Genomic DNA, 21,751 nt, shown 5'->3' on the forward strand with positions numbered 1-21,751 from the left:
GATGATGGTTATGGATTTTAAACGAATTAATATGATTTTAAGTGTTTTTTGGCTATTAGCATCGATTGGAATTATTTATTTAGATGTTAAACAAGTCATTAGTTTGACTCGTAATACAGGGTTATTCTTTGGGGTAGTTATTGTCATGTTTTTATCATTTCAAGTGGTTAAAATTTTTGAAAAAAGAGCATCGCAAAAGTAAAAGCTGTATCGTAAGATACAGCTTTTATTTTTGTTCTAAGTATTGTTCCAACGCTTTTGCAAGCTGATCAGGACATGAAGTTTCTTTTGTACGGCAAGGAATTCCTTTTAGTTTTTGGATAGCTTCTTCTACGTTCATTCCTTTAACTAAAGAAGAGATTCCGATTAAGTTTCCTGGACATCCACCAATGAAATTAACTGATTTAATTTTATTATCTTCAATTTCAAATTGAATTTCTTTTGAACATACGCCACTTGTTTGATAAGTTTCCATAATAATCCCCCTACTTTCCAAATTGTTACAGATATTATAGCAGTCAAGTCTTTCGAAAGCAATATTCAAATCAGGTGAATCGTTTCAAGAAACCCCTTGCAAATTGTTATGAATCGTCTTATAATGAGGACGATTCGAAATACAAGGGGGGCAACACATATGGAAACTTACATTGAAAAACATTTTAAAATGGATTTTAAACCAATGGCAAATGAGGGGGCTGTTTTTCAGGGAGCATGTTATCGAATTGCATTTTTAACATCTCGTATTGTTCGTTTAGAATACTCACTGACAGGTTGCTTTGAGGATCGCCCAAGTCAAACATTTTGGTATCGCGAACAGGAAGTCCCAGCACTTTCTGTTAAAGAAGATGAACATATATTAGAAGTTGTAACGGATCATTTAAGATTAAAATATTTAAAAGAACAACCATTTAGTGGGGATACCCTATCAATTGAATTAAAATATTCTTGTCAAATTTGGCGTTATGGAACTGAAGAACAGACAAACTTAGGTGGAACAGCGAGAACTTTGGATGCTGTTGATGGTGCCTTAAAACTTGAAAAAGGTTTAAATTCACGCGAGGGATATGTCATCATTGATGATTCAAAATCACTTGTGTTTAACGAAGCGTCTTGGTTAGAACCAAGAACAACGAATTCAACGGATCTTTATTTCTTTGGATATGGGACTGCCTACAAAGAATGTATTGCAGATTATTGTAAGTTAACAGGGCGCACTCAATTATTACCACGATATGCACTTGGTAACTGGTGGAGTCGTTATTGGGAATATTCAGATACAGAACTAGAGGGGTTAATGAATCGTTTTGAATCTGAGGGAATCCCATTATCGGTTTGTATTATTGATATGGACTGGCACAATGTAAATATTGATCCGAAGTACGGTAGTGGATGGACGGGCTATACCTGGAATAAAAACTTATTCAAAGACCCTAAAGCATTTATGACTTGGTTACATGATAAGGGGTTAAGAACGTCACTTAATTTACACCCCGCTGATGGAATTCGTGGTCATGAAGATTGTTATGAAAGTGTTGCTAAGTATATGGGAGTTGATGTTTCCTCGGAACAACCTGTGCCATTTGATATTTCAAGTCCTAAGTTTATGAAAGCCTATTTTGAGAAAGTTCATCATCCACTTGAGGACGAAGGCGTTGATTTTTGGTGGATTGACTGGCAACAGGGAACGAATTCTTCGATGAAGGGATTAGATCCATTATATTTCTTAAACCACTTGCATTATTATGATTTAGGTCGTGATGGATCGAAACGTCCATTTACGTTCTCTCGTTGGCCAGGTCTTGGAGGTCATCGTTATCCAATTGGTTTCTCAGGTGATACGGTTGTGACTTGGGATTCGCTTGCGTATCAGCCATACTTTACGTCAACAGCCGCAAATGTTGCGTATGGATGGTGGAGCCACGATATCGGAGGTCATTTTATGGGAATCGATGATTCTGAGTTGTATGCTCGTTGGGTGCAATATGGGGTGTTTAGTCCGATTAATCGACTTCATACATCAAAAGGAATCTTTAATCGACGAGAACCTTGGCGTCATTCTCATGAAGCGTATGAGGTGGCGAAATCGTTCTTAAATCTTCGTCATCAATTAGTACCTTATATTTATACGATGTCATACCGCAATATGACGGAGTCTTTACCGTTTATTACGCCGATGTATTTTGAGCATCCGCATGATGGAAAAGCATATGAGTATAAAGATCAATATTATTATGGTAGTGAGTTAATGGTGGCACCATTTACCGCGCCACGTAGTAAAGTTTTAAATCGTACGTTTAAAGAGGTTTGGTTACCACGCGGTCAGTGGTTTGATTTCTTCACAGGTGAGGCGTACCGTGGAGATAATATTTATGCGATGTACGGTAAACTTGAAGAGATTCCGGTATTCGCCAAGGCAGGAGCCATTGTTCCAATGGCCAAACTAGAACAAACAAATCAGATTGATAATCCAGAGCATTTAGAGTTAGTTGTATTTGGTGGAGCTAGTAATTCATTCACGATGTACGAAGATGATGGTATTAGTCGTGAGTATGAAGCGGGACACAGTGTATTAACCACTTTTGATTTAGAAGCATCAGATACTAAATTGATATTTAAGATTAATGAACCCGTTGGTGATTTAAATGTGATTCCAGTAAATCGTCAGTATACAGTGAAGTTTAGAGGTGTAGCATCAGACTGTGAATGTTTCTTGAATGGTGAAGAATCAGACTTTAATTATGATGTAGTTACAAGAACTTTATCAGTAACGGTTGATTCTGCTGATAGTATTATCGAAGTTCGTCATCAAGATTTATATCATCAAGAAATTGATGTTGATCAATTAATCTTTGAATTAGTTCAAGATGCGACTATTATCATGGATGAAAAGCAACGTTTTGAACACTGGTCATATGGAATTTTAGGCACGAATCTTTCTCTTGAAGAGAAAATGATGAGAGTTCTGGCAATGCCAGTCAATGATGAGGTTCGTCGTGCTGTGTTAGCTATTTTAACGAAAGCTTTGATGAAGTAGTTATATTAGTCTCAATAAGGTTGCAAGAGAAAAAAATTTTCCTGGCTGGTGTGTGTATTCTAGTAATTATTTCTTGGCATTAAAGTATTTGAATTACTAGATTGTGTTTTGTGATAGAGTTAGAGTTTGAAGTTTTATAAATTGAGGAGGAGGTAGTACCAAAGGTACTACCTTTTAAATTTCCGATATTTGGGAAACGATATTCAATGAATTGAATATAATTTTTGAAAAACGTCAATAATTAATACAAAATGTACTTTTTCGTGGAATCGTACACTTTAGCGTGTTATAATGAAATAATGAAAAAATAGCTTATATAGATGGAGTGATTCAGATGTCGACAACTGAAATCAACGATCAATTACAAGTTAGACGTGACAAAATGGAAGACTTACGTCAACACGGAATTGATCCATTTGGACAACGATTCAATCGTACTCATTTATCTTCACAATTAGTTGAAGAGTTTGGAGAATTTTCTAAAGAAGAATTAGAGGAAAAAAATATTGAAGTAGCAATCGCTGGACGTATCCGCACTAAACGTGGAAAAGGAAAAGCTGGTTTTGCACATATTCAAGATATTAAAGGGCAAGTTCAAATTTATGTTCGTCAAGATGCTGTAGGTGAAGAAGCTTATGCATTCTTCGATAAAGCAGACTTAGGTGACATTGTTGGAGTACGCGGTGTTGTATTCAAAACTAAAGTTGGTGAGTTATCAATTAAAGTTAAAGAGTATACGCCATTAACAAAAGCATTACGCCCATTACCAGAAAAATATCATGGATTAACTGACGTTGAAGAGCGTTACCGCCGTCGTTATGTTGATTTAATTATGAATGAAGAAAGTAAACAAACTTTCATCACTCGTACTCGTATTATTACTGCAATGCGCCGTTATTTAGATAATTTAGGATATTTAGAAGTTGAAACTCCAATTTTACACACAACATTAGGTGGAGCAGCAGCTCGCCCATTTGAAACTCATCACAATGCATTAGATATGCCTTTATATTTACGTATTGCAACTGAGTTACACTTAAAACGTTTATTAGTTGGTGGACTTGAAAAAGTTTATGAAATCGGACGTATCTTCCGTAATGAAGGAATCTCTGTTCGCCATAACCCAGAGTTTACATCAATTGAGTTATATGAAGCTTATGGTGATATGGAAACAATGATGGACTTAACTGAGAACATGATTGCCTCTATTGCACAAGAAGTTTTAGGAACAACTACTGTACCTTACGGTGGACATGAAATTAACTTAGCAGTTGGATGGAAACGTTGGCACATGGTTGATGCGATTAAAGAGATTACAGGTGTTGATTTCTTTAAAGAAATGACATTTGAAGAAGCAAAAGCTATCGCAAAAGAACACAATGTTGAAGTACCTACTCACTTTACAGGTGTTGGACATATCATCAATGCATTCTTCGAAGAATTCGTTGAAGATAAAATTGTTCAACCAACGTTTATTTATGGACATCCGGTGGAAGTTTCTCCACTTGCTAAGAAAAATGCAAAAGATCCACGTTTCACTGATCGTTTTGAATTCTTTATTGATGGACGTGAATATGGAAATGCCTTCACTGAGTTAAATGATCCAATTGATCAAAAAGAACGTTTTGAAGCGCAATTAGCTGAAAAAGAATTAGGAAATGATGAAGCATCTGAAATGGATGTTGACTACATCGAAGCATTAGAATATGGTATGCCACCTGCAGGAGGACTTGGAATTGGTATCGATCGCTTAGTTATGTTATTAACTAACTCTCCATCAATCCGTGACGTATTATTATTCCCAACAATGCGTAAAAAATAATAGATTATATAAGACTGCATCGAAATCGATGCAGTCTTTTTTTATTTAATGTAAAACTATGTCTAAAAATAGGATTAAATTAATTGAATTAAAAGTGCTGAGAATCTAAAAGCTCTACTCTTAATAAGAGGCTATAGATTTATATTGAGGTCAAATGTTACTGTGACATAACCACAGGTACTATTTTCTTTATCGACGTGACTAATTGAATCAGATAATCATATGATAAAGAAGATATAAAATAAATACTCTTTATTAAGAGGGGGACATAAAATGATATTAATTGGTTTTTTACACCAGTGTAGAAATCCTAGACATGTTGTAAAGGCATATGCCTTTGCAAGTGTGGCAAAAGCAGAAGGAGTAGAGTTACTATATTTTTCTCCTAAACAAGTCAATTTTAAAAAACATACGATATCTGGATATATGTATGAAAATGGTGATTGGCACAAAGTTGAAAGTAGATTTCCAGATGTAATTTATAATACGGGAAGTCCAGAAAAGCTTGCTAATTATAAAGAAATCATTGAACAATTACAATCTGAAATTCCATTTACGACTTATTCAATTGGAAATAAAATGAGCGTTTATAAACGTTTAAAAGAAGCAGGGGAATTTACTAATCATTTGATTCCATCTGAAATTATTAGTAATACAAATGAGTTTTTTGATTTTTTGAATATGTACTCAAAGGTTGTCTTTAAACCTCAAGATGGTCATAAAGGGGAAGGTATTATCTATATTGAAAAAATGGGAAATTTATATAAAGTTAATCGCGATAAAAGAAACAAAATTGCTAACTACTATGAACTTGAAAATTATATTTCCACCTGTCTAAAAGAATAATCTTATCTAGCACAACCTTATATTAACTCAAAAACTAAAAATGGAATTAATTTTGATTTAAGATTACATGTTCAAAAAAATGGAAGCGGGGAATGGGTGGTTACTACTATTTATCCACGCTTTTCGTTAACTGATAGTATTGTAACAAATATCAACAGTGGTGGTGCAACTAATTATTTGATTCCTTTTTTAAAACAAGAAGATCCAGAGTGCACTTATGATATGGAACGATATCTTGAAGTCTTTGCCTTGCAACTGGCTAGACACCTAGATCAACTCCAAATGGAAAAATATAATGAAACTCTTGATGAAATTGGAATTGATATTGGACTAGATGATATGAAAAAAATATGGATTTATGAAGTGAATTGGCGTCCTGGGTGTCCACCTGCATTCTATTTAGAGCTGGATGTAGTAAAAAATACGATTCATTATGCTATATTTCTAGCAAATAAAAACAAATTAAATTCTACGAGTGATTAGTAGAGGGCAACACAATTATCGCTATAATGGAGATTGATGTTAAAACGTTAATTACTGTAATTATTAGATATGGAAAATAAAATTAAATCAAGAGAAGTTTTAGCAAGGACTTCTTATGTTCCACAATTTATTGAAATAGACAGTAGTAGTACTATAGATGATGAAACCATTACATCTTATTTACCAGCCGTTGTTAAATGTCCAACCTCAACCGGATCTAAAGATGTATTGAAAATTAGCAATCTAGATGATTACAAACAAAAAAGTGAAATGTTATTTTCTAAATATCCAAATGATCCTATTATTTTAGAAGAGTTTCTCGAGGGGCCTCAATACTTAGTCGAATGTTTTGTAAAGGATTCTAGTGTTCATATTGTCGCAATTTTTGAACAAATAGTGACTGATACTCAACGTTTTATAATAACAGCGTATAACTTAATCTTAACGGATGATACTGCTTTTGAAGAAAAATTAAAAAAAGCTGTTGTGGAAATCATTCAAATACATGGTATGACAAATGGAACTTGCCATCTTGAGATGAGACTAGTTAAGGATAACTGGAAGTTGATTGAGATAAATCCTCGTATTTCAGGTGGCGGTATGAATAATATGATAAAAGCAGGATTTGGAATTAACTATGTTGAAGAAACATTAAAATTTGCTCTAGGTTTTCAGCCTAACTTGCATCCAAAATATAGAAAACATGTCTATTGCCAACATATTATCATAAATGAAGAAGGTGTTTTAGTAAAAGTAACTGGGAAAAAAAGAGCACTTAATTCACCACACGTTGAATATGTTTATGTAAAACCTAAAAAAAGTGCTTATCTAATACCACCGCAATCTATGGGGGATCGGTATGCGTATGTTATTGCAACTGGACGAACGGAAATCGAAGCCAAAAAGAATGCTTTACAAGCAGCTTCAGAAATAAAATTTATTATATCAAATTCATCAGATGATGAAAGCAATAATTGATTTAGGGGGAAAAAATTGAAAGCTCATACACTTGGAAAAATATTAACAGTCATTAAAGGAACAATTATTCAAGGAAATTCTGATATCTTAATCAAAGATGTGGCTAGATATTATGAACACATCGAACAGCCCAATACATTATTATTCTTAGTTCAGCATCGAAATATTGATTTTAAACGTATAGCTCAATATTGCCCATGTGCGGTAGTGGTTGACCGTGAAGTCAAAGAATTAAAAAAAATTTCTGGTTGTATAGTCATTAGAGTTTCGGATATTGATGATGCATATGATGCATTCATCCATTTTTATCGCCAATTATTTGATATTCCTGTTGTTGCGGTAACAGGAACTTCAGGTAAAACGACCACTAAAGATATGATCAAACATATCTTAAGTACTTGGTATAAGGTTGAAGGAACAGTTCGCTCCGCAAATGGAAATCCTAGAAACTTAATTTATCTTTTACGAATTGATGATTCTATTCAGGCAGCTGTTTATGAGTCAGCTGTGGGAGCACCAGGAGATATTACATATACTTGTAGTCATTTTTTGCCTAATATCGGGATTATCACGAATATTGGAATTGACCATTTAGAGAGATGTAAAACTTTACAAGGTTATATTAATGCAAAAGCTGAAATGGTTTCTGTTATTCCTGAAGGTGGAACGCTAATATTAAATGCGGATGATGAAAAAATAAAAACAATAGATACATCAAAATGTAAAGGAAATATCATCTATTTTGGGATTGATACTCCGTGTTTATTCCAAGCGTCTAATATTACTTATGGAAATAATGGAATGAACTTTACTTTAACTTTAAATAAAATGAAGTATCAAATTTTTGTTCCTGGTTATGGAAAGCATCAAGTTTATAATGCTTTAGCAGATTTAGCTGCAACACACGAAATGGGAATTGGAATTACTCAGGCTGCTCAAGCATTGTCTAGTTTTAAATTACTTATGAATCATTGTGAAATCAAAAAAGGATTAAATCAAGCTACAATAATTGATGATACTTGGAATATAAATACAGCTTCTTTGAAGGCAGCAATGAATACTTTATGCGAATTAAATCAACAACATAAAAAAGTTGCATTAATTGGCCATATTAAACAGTTAGGAGAGCACTCAGCGGACTATCATAAAGAAGTTGGAAAAATGATAGCTAAATTTAACATTGATTATCTAATTACAATTGGAGATCTTGCTAATAATATAGCTACTGAATGTTCATTGAATGGATTCCATGGTAAGGTCTTTCAGTTTGAACAAACAGAAGGTGTCTATGAATTATTATCTGATATCCTTAATGAAGAAACAACTTTGCTCATTAAATGTTCTATGTTTGACTACGATATCAAGGAATTAACAGAACAAATTATTAAGTGTTAGTTTTTGTCATCTTTGTTATCCACAGTTTTTAAAAAAAACAAACTATGGATAACTTATATAACCGGTTACCTAGAAAATGTTAGCCCTTCTATTTAATCTGTCGATATGTTATGATTAGACTATATTCAGTATTGTATGGGTTGAGAGAGGATGACATAAGAACATGATTTTTGCATTAGTCGTTTTTCCAATTGTCTTTTTTATTATAGGATTTGTGTTTAAATTATTTAAACCCCATTATCGACCAATTGAGTTTGTTTTAGTGAATACTGTATTATCCGTGTTAGCTTTGATGCTTTCGTTTGGAAGTTCGTTGTTTTACACGATTCCGTATTTCATTAAAATGTCTTTAATTCATATTGCAATTAATTTTGTGTTTGCGTTTATGGGAGTTTTAACATATAAGCTTTATGAGATATTTAAAGAGAAATTCCCAATGCTAGGTGGATTTACTCAAATTATTACAATGCTTGCTTTAATTTCGATTATGGTGACATTTAGTTTTACAATTCAATTTGTTATTACATTAATGTATTAAAAAAATCAGGTTTAGCCTGATTTTTTTTTATGCTATCTATTGCTTTATCCACAGATTTATATAAAGAGTTCTCTTTGTATTAAGTCGAATTTTTTCCGTTAGTTTCATTATTATTGCATGAAAAAGAGTTGTATAACGTAACCCATTACAAGGTGAAAGTTTAGTTCCTTTCGACAGGCTTTTTACTAGTGGCAGTGTATATTAAGGGTGATTAACATTATTTATTTTAGGGGGAATGAGGCATGGCAATAGATACACCGAAATCATTACGACAAATGGTTATTTATCAAGTGTATAATCGAAATCACAATGCAAGTGGAACGTTCAATGAATTAATTGAAGATTTAGATCGCATTAAAAATTTAGGAGTCGATATTTTATATTTATTGCCGATTCATCCGATTGGTCAAAAAGATAAAAAAGGTGAGCTCGGATGTCCTTATTCAATTCAAAATTATCGTGAAGTAAATCCTGAGTATGGAACGTTAGATGATTTTAAACGTCTAATTGAAGCGACTCATGAACATGGAATGAAGTTGATGATTGATGTTGTGTTTAATCATACGTCACGCGATTCCCATTTACTTAACACACATCCAGAGTGGTTTTATAAAAATGAAGATGGGAACTTCGCAAATCGTGTCGGAGATTGGTCCGATATTACAGATTTAGATTATTCAAAAGGTGAAGAGTTATGGGCAGAACTTTTAGATACTCTTGAATACTGGGCTAGTCTTGGTGTAGATGGGTATCGATGTGATGTAGCATCGCTCGTTCCTATTGAATTTTGGGTACGCGCTAGAAAAGAGATTGCAAAGATTAATCCAAACTTTATCTGGCTTGCAGAAAGTGTACATATTGGATTTGTGAACTATATCCGTTCACTTGGATATGAAGCGGCAAGTGATAGCGAGGTTTATCAAGCATTTGATATCTGCTATGACTATGATGTTTTTGAGGAGTATCAAGGTTATTTACGTGGCAAAAATTCATTGAATGCATACATTGATCGTGTTGCGATGCAAGAAGGTATTTATCCGGATAATTATGTGAAGCTTCGTTGTTTAGAAAATCATGATCAAGACCGCGCAGCTACACTGATTCCCAATATCGATCAACTCTTTACTTGGACAGCTTTCACGTATCTTCAAAAAGGAACAACGATGATTTATGCGGGGCAAGAGGCTCTTGATACGAATCGACCAAGTTTATTTGATATCGATAAAGTGAATTGGAGTCGTTACAATGAACACGGCCTTGCTGATTATATGAAGCAGTTAAGTGAGTTAAAGCATGACGCTATTATGGCAGAGGGATTTTATCGAATTCAAACAGGCGATGTAGCTGATACTGTTATCTTATCTTATGAAACAAGTTATAAGACACGTGTTGCAATCTTTAATTTTGCTAGTAAATCAGGTGTCGTATCAATTGAGATTGCAGATGGCATCTATAAAGATTGCTTAACTAATAAAGAGGTTGTTGTGCAAGATGGAAAAGTTCAATTAGATGTACGTGCGATTGTGTTTGATATAGCTAAATAAGTTATGGAATAAAATGTAATTTGATTCTTTCTTATTATGATGAATCCTGTTATAATGCTTTTAATATCTATGAAGGGGATGAAACATAATGATAAGACAATTAACTGAGGGAGATAGAATAAAGACACTTGCTTTTTTAAGTAAAAATCCAGGATTAAATTTATTTCAAATTGGGGATATTGAAAATTTTGGATTTGATTCTGATATTCAAACGGTGTGGGGAAGCTTTAATGAAAATGATGAGTTAAATGGTGTTTTACTTCGTTATCGTGAGAACTTTATTCCATATTTTGAGGATTTAGATTTTAATGTAGAGGGATTTAAGTCGATTATTAAAACTAATGACTGCGCAAAAATTATTTCAGGTGAAAAAGTTATTGCTGATCAATTTACTGATTGTTTTGAACAGGCAGAAGTGCGAGAAATGTATTTTTGTGAGTTAATAGATGATTCGTTTTTAGAAGAGGTTTTAGTTGAGATTAAAGAAGCAAGTTGTGAGGATGCTAGACGTATTTTAGATTTGTTAGTGACGATTGAAGAGTTTTCTGGAACGTTTAGGTCAACAGATGAGATCTGTCGTAAAATCGAAAGTCGTTCAGGACGTGTTTATTTTATTGAAAATGAAGCAAAAGATGTGGTTTGTAATGTGCAAACAGCAGCTGAGAATTCGAAGTCGGCTATGGTTGTAGCCGTTGCTACACACAAAGATTATCGAAAACGTGGATTTATGGCGCAATGTTTATCAAAATTATGCCGTGATTTATTAAATGAGAATAAGACACTTTGTTTATTTTATGATAATCCTGAGGCTGGATCAGTTTATCATAAATTAGGGTTTAAGACGATTGGAAAATGGAAGATGATTGTTTGTAAATAAATATTGGAAAAGGAACCGTTACTTAAAATTTCAGGTTCCTTTTTCGCTATTTTTTGAAATATTTCTACACGATTTGGTATATCCTATTAGAAAAGAACAATATTAGGTGACGATATGAAGAGATTATTTATAGGTGTAAAGTTTTCAGATGATGTGAATGATTATTTTCAGACGTCTCAGTTGATGGTTGAGAAATATTGTGAACGAGCAAATTATACGAGATATGATAATTTTCATTTAACATTAAGATTTCTAGGGATGATAGAGGAGTCTAAAGTTCCAGAGATTGTTCAGATTATCAAAGATTTAGAGGTTCAACGTATGAAGCTATTTTTCGATCACATTGGTTTTTTTAATAAAAAGGGACGGTATGTGATTTATATGGGATGTCAGCCGGCTGTTGAATTGACGGATTATGTCATGAAATTAAATGATAAATTAGTAAAACATTTGTTGATTGAGAAAGATGAGCACATTTATACACCACATATTACATTGTGTCGTCATTCTAAACTTTTAGTGCCACTGGTTGATATTTCACGTGGGATAACGATTGAACGACAGGCTGAGATTTTGAATGTGACATTATTTGAAAGTATAAATGTTGATGGGACTTTAATGTATCGTCCACTTTTTACACGGGAGTTGGTTTAAGTATGGCACAACAAGCTGGTTATCTAGAGTTTATTGAATCTTTCAATCATATCCATAAGTATTTGAAGAAATATACGAATTCAGATGATAATGTTTCGTTTAGTGATTTACTTTATAAGGCGAAAAGTCATCCGATGATTGAGCGTTATATGGATGAGTTACATTTATTTAGAAAACTTCGAAATATTATTGTTCATCAAACGGATGATTTTGAGTCGGTCATCGCAACGCCATCTGATGAGACAGTCGAAAGAATGAAGTTCATTGAACAACAGTTGGTGGATCCGGCCGATTTAACTGTATTTAAAAGTGAGGTTGTAAAGTTTTTGATGACGGATACACTGCATACGGTTTTAAAGGCATCGGCTGAAAAAGAATTTTCAAAATTTCCAATTTATGAAGGAAATGAATTTATGGGATTGGTAACTTCTCGGGCAGTGACGAAATGGTTACAAAAGCATATTGAGAATAATAATATTGAATTGGATGGCACAATGAAAGATATTTTAGATTATGAGAAAAAGTCTCAGTATGAGTTTGTAAAGGAAAGTATGACAGTTTATGATGCGTGGCAGTTATTTCAAAAGTCACCCAAAAAATTAGATGCTTTATTATTAACGTCAACAGGAGATAAAAGTGGTGAGATTGAAGCAGTTATTACATATGATGATTTGTTGAAATATATTTATACGAATGATCAATATGTATTTAATTAATAAAATAACTGGCCTCAGAAAAATTAAAAGTAATAAAAGTTAATGTTTTGATAATAAAATCTCAGCGTGCATAACCTATCTTCATTGATAAATAATAAATATAAGTTGATTGGAGGTGATATGATGAGTCCAAAAGAACTTTTATATATTCAAGATGCACTGGGGCATGCTCAACATATGGAGAAAAAATGTCGTGAATGTGCATCACAACTTTCAAATGAAGATTTGAAACAATTAGTTGAAAAAATAGCCAATAAACAAAAAATGATTTTTGATCAATTTTATCAATTATTAAATCAATAAGGAGGGTATAGTATGAGCGAAAGAGATCTTATGGAAGATGTTCTTTTAGTGTTAAAAGGTGCGGCAGATTTATACTTACATGGAACAATTGAGTCATCAACATTAAATGTACATACTACTTTTGAGAAGGTTTTAAATGATACACTTTGTATGCAAAATGAAGTTTATGCTGCAATGGCACAAAAAGGCTGGTATCCATCACAGGCAGCTGACCAACAGCAAATTGAACAAGTTAAACAAAAATTTGCTCCAAATGCACAGTAACTTTAAAAAAGTCATGAAGTAAAAAATTTTTCTGATTAGAAGTAATGCGAAGAATTTAAGAAAGTATTAATCCTTCTCATTAGGTTTCAGTTAACTGAAATTTTATTGGGAGAAATTGATTTAAAATATAGTATAGATTAAATTAAGACACTTTTACGGTGTCTTTTTTTATGTGAATCGAATTTTTTATAAAGTATTGATTCAATTAGAAAAGATATGGATTTGTAATGATAATAATTAACATGACTTTTTGCTCTTGCCAAAAATACGTTTTGTGGGTATGTTAAAGGTGTAAAGGTAAACAGGAGGAATTTTATATGAATGAGTTTGTAAATGAAGTGATGATAAAGCGAGTAGAACGGACAATGAAGGCTTTAGAGGCTCATTGTATGAATCCGATGTTTGTTAAGACACGTGAGGAAGCACTAACGTTGGTCAAATCGATGCTAAGTGAAGGTGACAAAATCGGAGTAGGTGGGGCAGTAACGTTGAATGAAGTGGGAATTATGCAAGAACTTCAAAGCGGTAAATATGATTTTATTGCAACTCAAGAAGCTAATTTGACAAATGAAGAGCGTCATTCACGTTATCGTGAATGTTTTATGGCGGATGTTTATTTGAGTAGTGCGAATGCGATTACAGAGGATGGTTTTTTATATAATGTGGATGGACGTAGTAATCGTGTAGCAGCACTACTTTATGGTCCGAATAAGGTGATTATTGTAGCGGGTGTGAATAAGATTGTCCGTGATTTAGACGCGGCGATTAAAAGAAATCGTGAGGTGGCAGCTCCAGCGAATGCCCTTCGTTTAAATAAGAAAACACCGTGTGCTAAAACGTTAAGATGTAGTGATTGTAAAAGTTTAGAACGAATTTGTCGAAATTACGTACTGATGGGACCGCAAGGATTTAAGGATCGTGTTCATGTTATTTTAGTCAATGAGCATTTAGGATTTTAAGGATAGAATATTCGCCGTTATCTCTCAAATTCTCCTATGTATTTGTTTGCGAGAGGTTAGTATAATAATAGCTATGTGGTACGTTGTTGGTGAACAGGAGAGAGTTTAATATGGGGGCTTCAATATCTAGAAAGCAATTGTTAAGTTTTTTTATACAGGCAAGTTATTTATTAGATAAATTTTATTCTATAAAAGAGAGTTTTAATTTTGACTCTATATCGGAAGATTCATTAGAAAAGATAATTGAAGTGGAACGAAGTCATCAAAATTTTGATTACTTGGTTTCTCTTTTAATTTTAAGTGAGCAATACTTTGTTGAACAAAAAGAGTATCATACAGCAATAGTTTATTTAATTGAGTGTCTAAGTCTTTTAGAGGAATTAGATTTTAATAATATTTTGAAGGTATATATTTATCTAGAATTAGGATATATTTTTGAGTCAAATCAATTTTATAAAGAGGCAGAAAATTATTATAAAAGAGCGTTAGAAGTAAGTGTTGAGAAAAAGAATCCCCTTTTAGTGACTTATTCATTTGAAAAACTCTCTCAAATTATTCTCAAATCATGTAATCGAAAAGGTATTATTCGATTTAATTCGTTGGTTCAATTGTATGGAGAAAATTTTGTTCCAGCTTCTATTGTGTTTGTATTTGATTTGTTAAATCTATATGTAAATCAAGACTACGATAAAATTTTAGAAGTTTTATCTTACCATCAAGATTATCAGGATTTAGGTGTGAATCGAGAATTTTTGATGATTATTTATGTGATTCAGACACAATCTTTTTATAAATTGAATAAATTTGAGGAAATTAAGTGGCTAGATTTTAGTCACGATTCTTCTATTTCAAAGCATAATCCGTATTTGATGCTGTATGATTTAACCTATCAGTTGATTTATAAGAAAGATGAAATTGGTCAGTATATAGCGGATGTTACCCAAAAATTGAGTGAAAATCATCAGTATTATTTGTTAAGAGTTTTTTATTATTACTTGCTAGGTGAAGAAAGTATTGTGAAGGATAAAGAGTGTTATTTGAAAATTTATGAGTTACTAGGTCAAAATCGTCAGATTTTATTTTATGAGGAGGGTATTTTGAAAACTAAAATTCAAAATGTTTATCAAACGTATAAACAGTATTATAACCAATTAGATTCTGTTAAGTTTGATGATAAATATCGGATTGTTTCGTGGCAACAGATGGGAGCCCACTACCAACGTGAGTATAATTCACAAACAGTGGTTGGTTTTTTAATGGTTGATGATTGTTTTTGCAGTGAATTTTCACAGGAATTAAAGGAAAGTTTAATTAATAATTTGAATGCAATTATTCAAGGTGAGTTAACGTTTTGTTTCCATGATCATGGATTATGGTTTTATTTTAAGGCGTGTACTGGAGAAGTGAAATTAAAACAAAAATTAAATAGTTTATTAAAGCCCCTATATGATAATTTACAACGAAAATATACGGTAGCATTTTGTTTACCACGCTTTACATCTTCTGATTTTTCTAAAACAATGCGTATTGTGTATACTTCTTTTTATGGGATGGTTGTCCATACTGAACTTGAACAGAATTATAGTGTAAGTTTTTGTCAAGAATCATCGTCGTATTTGGCTCTTTCAGAGGACATTCATAATCTTTTATTAAAAGCATATAAAGAGAAGAATTTTATTATTGATAAAAAGCATTTTTATAATGAAGGTGGCCAACAGTTATTCGGAATTGAGTTTAAAGGGATATTAAGTGATTTAAATTTAGTAATTGATAATCTGGATGGAGATAAAGAAGTTATTAGAGAAAGTTTATTAATGGAAGTTGAAATGGCAACTCTTGAAATTGGCTGTCAATTAATTAAAGAAGCGTATCAGACCATTCATTCAAATCCGTATCTATTTATTAAATTATCACGAGAAACATTAATGAATAAGTTAATTGTAGGACGTATCTTAAATTGTTTAAAACGATATAATTTGAATTATAATCAAATCATTATTAGTATCAATGAAGATGTTTTATTTGAACAAAATGAATTTTTGAAAAAGTTGATTAATCGTTTGCATGAGTTAGGAGTTGGGGTAGCTCTCGATGATTATGGAACGGGTTCCCTAACAGGATCAATTCGAAATTTAAATATTAATTATTTAAAATTAAGTCCTAGTTTAATTCAATATCTAAGTTCAACGTATCATTACTCAGGAATGATGAAATCTTTAATATCGGTTTGCTCTAATTACAATGTGAAGATTTGTTGTTCGGATATTGACAATAAATCTTCTCATGATTTAATTTCGAATTTTGGAATTGATGTTGTGAGTGGAAGCTATTATCAGAGAAAATTGGTTGTTTAATTTTATAAAATAAGTCATAATAAAATGTATGAGTAGAATTAATGTTGTAGTTTCAAGAGGTGAATGAGATGAAACAAGATATCAATATGGATTTAGGACTTGAAGCATTTTTAGAACCAGACTCTGATTTTATCGAAGATTTATGTCAACACTTAGAAGAAGAAGGAATTCATTTAACGAATGAATTACTTGTTCAAATTCTTTCTGTTTATGAAGAAAGAAAATATGGATTCTTTAAAGAGTTAATTGAAAATCTAGTAGGTGGAGAGAATAGTCCACTTTCAGCAGATGGAGGACCAGCTGTTATCCAAGTTGTAATGGATGGTAAAGGTGAATTAAAGAAAAAAGAATCAAAATCAAAGGAATTAAATGATTTAGATTCAAAATTATTATCATAAAAATTAAGAGCTAAATTTATGTGAATGATTAGCATAGTTTAGCTCTTTTTTCGTCTGATTGTAAGAGAATGATGGAAATGAAAGAATTTGATTTTTTTTTGACGGAAATTAGTTATAATTTATTAAGATAGATGGGAACCAATTTAAGAGTTCATACGTCTAATAAGTGAAAGAGGTGGAAATAAGTGAAAAAAGACACCTATCAATCAGCCCAAATGGTCGTTGAACGATTGATTGAGGATTATGGACAAGATGTCTTAAAAATTGCATATTTATATGTTAAAGATCAGCAATTAGCCGAAGATATTTTTCAAGAGGTCTTTTATAAGGTCATGAAGAATTATCATAAATTTGAGCATTTAAGTAGTGAAAAGACATGGTTAATCCGAATCACGATTAATACGTGTAAAGACCTTTTACGAACGAGCTGGTTGCGACGTGTTACTACCTTTGGAACTTTAGAAGAGCAAAATCAGACACAATATGAACAACCATTTGATATGACACAGTCAGAATCAAATAATGAATTATATGAAATGATTATGAAGCTTCCACAAAGATATAAAGAAGTAATCTTACTATTTTATTATGAAGACTTTAGTTATGATGAAATGGCAAAGATTTTAAATATACCAAAGGGAACCGTACAAAGTCGTTTGGCTCGTGGGCGAGAAAAATTGAAAAAAATGATGGAAGAAAGAGGTGAGATTAGTGGAAGATAAAGAAATACGAGAAGCCATTCATAAACAACTAGAAACAATCCAAATCAATCCTCATTTAAAAGCAAGAACACTTGATTATGTGACGAAAAAATCAAGAACTTCAGGGATTAGATATCGTAAAGTTAAAGGTCTGTCTTTAACAGCTATGACTTTTGCAACAATGATGTTAGTTGTATTAGTTCAAAGTAAAGAAGAGGTCTCACAACCACAGTACTTAAATGAAGCAACGCCAATGGCAATTTCGAGTGAAGAGCAAGATGGTGTGATGAGAAATTTGATACCTGAAACAATGTTCTCGCAATTTAAAACACAGTTAACACAAGCTTCGATTGAATTTACAGATGATACTTCATTTGTAACTGATGGAATTACTATTCATTCCTTCATCGTTTATAATCAGCCAAGTTACTTTTTAGAGTTATCCACAGATGTGGATAATGAATCTGTTAGCACTAATTTAGAAGCTATTTTATCAGAAATGAATCAATCGCTAAGCTCATATCAATTGTTTAAGTTGGATGATTTAAATTATTTCTTGTATGGTGGTCAAGATTCTGTCGTACGAGATTTGTTGCATTTAGATAAAGTTGATGCTATTCAATAACATAATAAAAACAACTCACTAAATTAGTGAGTTGTTTTTATTATGTATTCAGATAATCTCTGTGCGTCATGCGCTGAACATTCTACTGTAATTAACGTTCCGTTTTCTTGGTATTCCGTTGAAAATACAGTGGCTACTTCATTTAAATAAGAAACAAGATTTCCACGATCATATGGAATCAAGAAGGTAGCCTTTACGTAGTTTTGGAAAATGTGGTGCTTAATCATATTAATTAATTCATCAATATTTTCTAAGTTTTTAGCAGAAATACGAACAGAATCTTGATCTGTTGGAGGTGCAATTTCATCCGGTGCTAAATCTGATTTATTATAAACATAAACCATTGGTGTTTCTGAAACGCCTAATTCTGCTAATACTTTGTTTGTGATTTCAATTTGTGTTTCAAATTCAGGATGAGATAAATCTACAACATGAAGTAAAAGATCGGCTTCAGTTACTTCCTCAAGTGTTGAACGGAATGCTTTTACTAATTGGTGAGGAAGTTTGCTGACAAATCCTACAGTATCAGTTAATAAAAATTGCTTATTATCTGGTAGTTGAATTTGACGAGTTGATGTTTCAAGTGTTGCAAACAACATATTTTTTTCAAAAACAACTTTATCAAGTTGTGAGTTTGAGATTTTTAATAAAGCATTCATCGTGGTTGATTTACCTGCATTCGTATATCCAACAAGAGCAACAACTGGAGTCGCATTACGTTTACGCAATTTTCGTTGATTTTGGCGTGCAAGTACTAAAGAATCGAGTTCTTTATTTAAACGATGCACTTGCTCTTCAATACGACGACGGTCAAGTTCAAGCTTTTTCTCTCCAGGTCCTTTTGAACCAATTCCACCGGCTTGACGAGATAATGAAGCATTTAATCCAATTAAACGAGGCATCATATAACGAAGTTGTGCAACCTCTACTTGAAGTTGTGCTTCGCGAGTTTTTGCCCGACGAGCAAAGATATCTAGAATTAAAATAGTACGATCAATTACTTTACATTGTAATCCTGCTTCTAGGTTACGAATTTGAGAAGGAGACAGTTCATCATTAAAGATAACTAAGTTAGCATCGTTTTGAGCGACTAATAAAGCGACTTCTTCTACCTTTCCTGTTCCAATATAGCAAGCAGAGTTTACGCGCTCAAGTTTTTGAGTTAATAAACCAACGACTTCAACATTACAAGCTTCTGCTAAGTTTCTTAATTCTTCGACACTGTATTCAAAATTTTTATCACTATTTAAATCAACACCAACTAATATGGCGCGTTGCATGATTTCTTCCATTTGATCACCTCTGTTTAATTGTTGAAAAACTACTATAAGTTTACTATATAAGAAGCAGTAGTTTTTGTCTATTTAAAAAATTTTTACAACTTGTTACGTTAAATCTGTTATAAGTAAAGATAAAAAATATTAAAGAGCTATTTTCTAATTTTAAAAAAGGTAAAATAGAAATATAATCGTATATATAATTGTAGAGTTTGTGTTGTTACCTTTTACTATATAGAAACAGAAATGTATTTCACTATTATAAATTTGTCTCAGTACTGAAGCCCTTTTGGTACAGAGGTATAACTATAGGGGGTTCCTGTGCTAAGTAGTGAGACATCAGTCGAAATCTTAGCTATCCTCTGCTGGGAGGTAATGAGTCACCTAGCGGTGGGCAAAGCGAACCATCCTCAATTGATAGGGTAATAAGTTAAAAGTTTTCCAAGTATGAAAAACTTATCTCGACTTATATATAGTTTATGCGTTTGATTCAAAAAGATTTATACACGGCTAGGATATCTTGCACAGATATGTGATAATGAGATTAGAAGACTATACAATTTATGAGGAGGCACCAGATGGCAAGAGCTAAAACAAAAACATCATTTTTCTGTCAACAATGTGGAATGGAAAGTTTAAAATGGGTTGGACGTTGTACAGGTTGTGGTGAATGGAATTCAATGGTTGAGGAATTAAAGCCAACAAAGGCTGAGGCTCGTCGTGGCTTTGTAGCAAGTGAATCAATGACGAAACCTCAAAAATTACATGAAATTGAAACGAGTGAAGAAGCTCGTATTCACACATCGATGAGTGAATTAAATCGTGTACTTGGTGGTGGAATTGTACGAGGATCGTTAGTTCTTTGTGGGGGAGAACCTGGAATTGGAAAATCGACGTTACTGCTTCAAACTGCACAAGATTTAGCAGCTAAAAACGTTCGAGTTTTATATGTATCAGGTGAGGAATCGGCTCGCCAAATTAAGCTTCGTGCGGAACGTTTAGGTGTTGTAAGTGATAATCTATATATTTATGCTGAAACAGATTTAACGTTGATTGACCGACAAATTCAACAGTTAAAACCTGAATTTGTTATTATTGACTCGATTCAAACGATTCATATGCCTGAGGTTACATCAGCACCAGGTAGTGTGTCACAGGTTCGTGAATGTACGGCACAATTAATGAAGATTGCAAAAATCGGAGGAATTTCTGTCTTTATTGTCGGACACGTGACGAAGGACGGAAATATAGCGGGACCTCGCTTACTTGAACATATGGTCGATACCGTTCTTTATTTTGAGGGAGACCGTCATCATACATATCGTATTTTACGAGCAGTTAAAAACCGTTTTGGTTCAACGAATGAAATCGGAATTTTTGATATGAAGGAAGAAGGGTTAGATGAGGTAACCAATGCATCTGAGGTCTTTTTAGAGGATCGTACGAAAGGGTTACCGGGAACGGCTATTATGGCTTCTATTGAGGGAACGAGACCAATTCTTGTAGAAATTCAATCGCTTTTAACACCAACTTCATTTGGTAATCCGAAGCGTATGGCTTCTGGAGTTGATCATAATCGTGTGTCATTGATTTTAGCAGTCTTAGAAAAACGCATGGGATTCTTTTTACAAAATCAAGATACCTACGTCAAAGTAACAGGTGGTGTTAAACTTGATGAGCCGGCTGTTGACCTAGCAATTGTTGCAAGTATTGTTTCAAGTTATAAAGATAAGATGACACCAAGTGGTGATGTTTATATGGGAGAAGTCGGTTTAACAGGTGAGATTAGACGTGTTTCACGTATTGAAGAACGCATTAAAGAAGCTAAAAAGCTTGGATTTACACGTGCTGTTATACCAAAGAAAAATCTTGGTGGATGGACACCACCCCAAGGCATTGAAGTGATAGGTGTCGATACGATTTCTGATGCATTAAAAGTAATGTTTAAAGAAGATTTAAAATTTTAATTCAAACAAACCGAAG

At 32.9% G+C, this 21,751-nt stretch carries 20 protein-coding genes and 1 pseudogene; 19 read left to right on the forward strand and 2 right to left on the reverse strand.

Annotation, left to right across the window (positions count from 1 at the left end):
- The first annotated feature begins 10 nt into the window (after positions 1-10).
- Positions 11-202 carry a hypothetical protein gene (locus tag HLK68_RS05260; RefSeq protein ID WP_006785887.1) on the forward strand — a complete coding sequence of 64 codons (192 nt, stop codon included), beginning with the start codon at positions 11-13 and terminating at the stop codon, positions 200-202.
- 24 nt (positions 203-226) lie between these two features.
- Here HLK68_RS05260 and HLK68_RS05265 read toward each other — a convergent pair whose 3' ends face one another.
- Positions 227-475, reverse strand: coding sequence for a TIGR03905 family TSCPD domain-containing protein (locus tag HLK68_RS05265; RefSeq protein WP_006785888.1), 249 nt, complete (start codon positions 473-475; stop codon positions 227-229).
- 159 nt (positions 476-634) lie between these two features.
- Between HLK68_RS05265 and HLK68_RS05270 the strand changes: the two genes are divergently transcribed.
- The 17 genes and pseudogenes from HLK68_RS05270 to HLK68_RS05355 all read left to right on the forward strand — a co-directional run bounded on the left by HLK68_RS05270 (position 635) and on the right by HLK68_RS05355 (position 18,491).
- Positions 635-3,034 carry a glycoside hydrolase family 31 protein gene (locus HLK68_RS05270; protein WP_055164448.1) on the forward strand — a complete coding sequence of 800 codons (2,400 nt, stop codon included), beginning with the start codon at positions 635-637 and terminating at the stop codon, positions 3,032-3,034.
- A gap of 334 nt (positions 3,035-3,368) precedes the next feature.
- Complete coding sequence (gene lysS, locus HLK68_RS05275; protein WP_006785890.1) at positions 3,369-4,856, forward strand: lysine--tRNA ligase; 1,488 nt, start codon at positions 3,369-3,371, stop codon at positions 4,854-4,856.
- Between the two features lie 426 nt (positions 4,857-5,282).
- Positions 5,283-6,185, forward strand: a pseudogene (locus HLK68_RS14765) (YheC/YheD family protein).
- A 69-nt stretch (positions 6,186-6,254) separates the two neighbouring features.
- Positions 6,255-7,163 (forward strand): ATP-grasp domain-containing protein, encoded by a 909-nt coding sequence (locus HLK68_RS05290; RefSeq protein WP_006785893.1) that lies wholly within the window; start codon positions 6,255-6,257, stop codon positions 7,161-7,163.
- Between the two features lie 15 nt (positions 7,164-7,178).
- The gene (locus HLK68_RS05295) at positions 7,179-8,558 is read left to right on the forward strand and encodes a Mur ligase family protein (RefSeq protein ID WP_132942682.1); all 1,380 of its coding nucleotides are present in this window, start codon (positions 7,179-7,181) and stop codon (positions 8,556-8,558) included.
- 163 nt (positions 8,559-8,721) lie between these two features.
- Positions 8,722-9,096 (forward strand): hypothetical protein, encoded by a 375-nt coding sequence (locus tag HLK68_RS05300; protein WP_006785896.1) that lies wholly within the window; start codon positions 8,722-8,724, stop codon positions 9,094-9,096.
- 242 nt (positions 9,097-9,338) lie between these two features.
- On the forward strand, positions 9,339-10,640 hold the full coding sequence (locus tag HLK68_RS05305) for an alpha-amylase family glycosyl hydrolase (protein ID WP_009606296.1): 1,302 nt from the start codon (positions 9,339-9,341) through the stop codon (positions 10,638-10,640).
- Between the two features lie 88 nt (positions 10,641-10,728).
- Positions 10,729-11,517: a GNAT family N-acetyltransferase gene (locus tag HLK68_RS05310; RefSeq protein WP_009606298.1), complete on the forward strand. Its 789-nt coding sequence runs from the start codon at positions 10,729-10,731 to the stop codon at positions 11,515-11,517.
- 114 nt (positions 11,518-11,631) lie between these two features.
- The gene (thpR, locus tag HLK68_RS05315) at positions 11,632-12,171 is read left to right on the forward strand and encodes an RNA 2',3'-cyclic phosphodiesterase (RefSeq protein WP_055164457.1); all 540 of its coding nucleotides are present in this window, start codon (positions 11,632-11,634) and stop codon (positions 12,169-12,171) included.
- A gap of 2 nt (positions 12,172-12,173) precedes the next feature.
- On the forward strand, positions 12,174-12,887 hold the full coding sequence (locus HLK68_RS05320) for a CBS domain-containing protein (protein ID WP_055164460.1): 714 nt from the start codon (positions 12,174-12,176) through the stop codon (positions 12,885-12,887).
- A gap of 123 nt (positions 12,888-13,010) precedes the next feature.
- Entirely contained in the window at positions 13,011-13,190 is a 180-nt protein-coding gene (locus HLK68_RS05325) for a hypothetical protein (protein ID WP_229040043.1), read from the forward strand.
- A gap of 12 nt (positions 13,191-13,202) precedes the next feature.
- Positions 13,203-13,454, forward strand: a complete 252-nt coding sequence (locus tag HLK68_RS05330; RefSeq protein ID WP_055164462.1) for a spore coat protein — start codon at positions 13,203-13,205, stop codon at positions 13,452-13,454.
- Between the two features lie 317 nt (positions 13,455-13,771).
- Positions 13,772-14,413, forward strand: a complete 642-nt coding sequence (locus tag HLK68_RS05335) for a lactate utilization protein (protein ID WP_055164465.1) — start codon at positions 13,772-13,774, stop codon at positions 14,411-14,413.
- Between the two features lie 110 nt (positions 14,414-14,523).
- Positions 14,524-16,767: an EAL domain-containing protein gene (locus HLK68_RS05340; protein WP_006785907.1), complete on the forward strand. Its 2,244-nt coding sequence runs from the start codon at positions 14,524-14,526 to the stop codon at positions 16,765-16,767.
- A gap of 68 nt (positions 16,768-16,835) precedes the next feature.
- Entirely contained in the window at positions 16,836-17,165 is a 330-nt protein-coding gene (locus tag HLK68_RS05345; RefSeq protein ID WP_006785908.1) for a hypothetical protein, read from the forward strand.
- A 185-nt stretch (positions 17,166-17,350) separates the two neighbouring features.
- Entirely contained in the window at positions 17,351-17,887 is a 537-nt protein-coding gene (locus HLK68_RS05350) for an RNA polymerase sigma factor (RefSeq protein ID WP_006785909.1), read from the forward strand.
- The gene (locus HLK68_RS05355; protein ID WP_009606281.1) at positions 17,877-18,491 is read left to right on the forward strand and encodes a hypothetical protein; all 615 of its coding nucleotides are present in this window, start codon (positions 17,877-17,879) and stop codon (positions 18,489-18,491) included. Before HLK68_RS05350 ends, HLK68_RS05355 begins: the two co-directional genes overlap by 11 nt.
- Before the next feature lie 23 nt (positions 18,492-18,514).
- Here the strand turns inward: HLK68_RS05355 and hflX are convergent, their stop codons facing one another.
- Entirely contained in the window at positions 18,515-19,783 is a 1,269-nt protein-coding gene (gene hflX / locus HLK68_RS05360) for a GTPase HflX (RefSeq protein ID WP_006785910.1), read from the reverse strand.
- Positions 19,784-20,346: 563 nt separating this feature from the next.
- Here hflX and radA point away from each other — a divergent pair.
- Positions 20,347-21,735 carry a DNA repair protein RadA gene (gene radA, locus HLK68_RS05365; RefSeq protein ID WP_006785911.1) on the forward strand — a complete coding sequence of 463 codons (1,389 nt, stop codon included), beginning with the start codon at positions 20,347-20,349 and terminating at the stop codon, positions 21,733-21,735.
- Positions 21,736-21,751: the final 16 nt, after the last annotated feature.

The sequence above is a fragment of the Turicibacter sanguinis genome (genome assembly GCF_013046825.1).
Lineage (GTDB): Bacteria > Bacillota_I > Bacilli_A > MOL361 > Turicibacteraceae > Turicibacter > Turicibacter sanguinis.

Bases quoted from the DNA above. Each gene is read 5' to 3' on its own strand.
- lysS (WP_006785890.1), top strand. From the start codon at position 3,369: ATGTCGACAACTGAAATCAACGATCAATTACAAGTTAGACGTGACAAA.
- hflX (WP_006785910.1), bottom strand. From the start codon at position 19,783: ATGGAAGAAATCATGCAACGCGCCATATTAGTTGGTGTTGATTTAAAT.
- HLK68_RS05310 (WP_009606298.1), top strand. From the start codon at position 10,729: ATGATAAGACAATTAACTGAGGGAGATAGAATAAAGACACTTGCTTTT.
- HLK68_RS05335 (WP_055164465.1), top strand. From the start codon at position 13,772: ATGAATGAGTTTGTAAATGAAGTGATGATAAAGCGAGTAGAACGGACA.
- HLK68_RS05325 (WP_229040043.1), top strand. From the start codon at position 13,011: ATGAGTCCAAAAGAACTTTTATATATTCAAGATGCACTGGGGCATGCT.
- radA (WP_006785911.1), top strand. From the start codon at position 20,347: ATGGCAAGAGCTAAAACAAAAACATCATTTTTCTGTCAACAATGTGGA.
- thpR (WP_055164457.1), top strand. From the start codon at position 11,632: ATGAAGAGATTATTTATAGGTGTAAAGTTTTCAGATGATGTGAATGAT.
- HLK68_RS05345 (WP_006785908.1), top strand. From the start codon at position 16,836: ATGAAACAAGATATCAATATGGATTTAGGACTTGAAGCATTTTTAGAA.
- HLK68_RS05305 (WP_009606296.1), top strand. From the start codon at position 9,339: ATGGCAATAGATACACCGAAATCATTACGACAAATGGTTATTTATCAA.
- HLK68_RS05270 (WP_055164448.1), top strand. From the start codon at position 635: ATGGAAACTTACATTGAAAAACATTTTAAAATGGATTTTAAACCAATG.
- HLK68_RS05260 (WP_006785887.1), top strand. From the start codon at position 11: ATGGATTTTAAACGAATTAATATGATTTTAAGTGTTTTTTGGCTATTA.
- HLK68_RS05265 (WP_006785888.1), bottom strand. From the start codon at position 475: ATGGAAACTTATCAAACAAGTGGCGTATGTTCAAAAGAAATTCAATTT.
- HLK68_RS05290 (WP_006785893.1), top strand. From the start codon at position 6,255: ATGGAAAATAAAATTAAATCAAGAGAAGTTTTAGCAAGGACTTCTTAT.
- HLK68_RS05300 (WP_006785896.1), top strand. From the start codon at position 8,722: ATGATTTTTGCATTAGTCGTTTTTCCAATTGTCTTTTTTATTATAGGA.
- HLK68_RS05320 (WP_055164460.1), top strand. From the start codon at position 12,174: ATGGCACAACAAGCTGGTTATCTAGAGTTTATTGAATCTTTCAATCAT.
- HLK68_RS05340 (WP_006785907.1), top strand. From the start codon at position 14,524: ATGGGGGCTTCAATATCTAGAAAGCAATTGTTAAGTTTTTTTATACAG.
- HLK68_RS05330 (WP_055164462.1), top strand. From the start codon at position 13,203: ATGAGCGAAAGAGATCTTATGGAAGATGTTCTTTTAGTGTTAAAAGGT.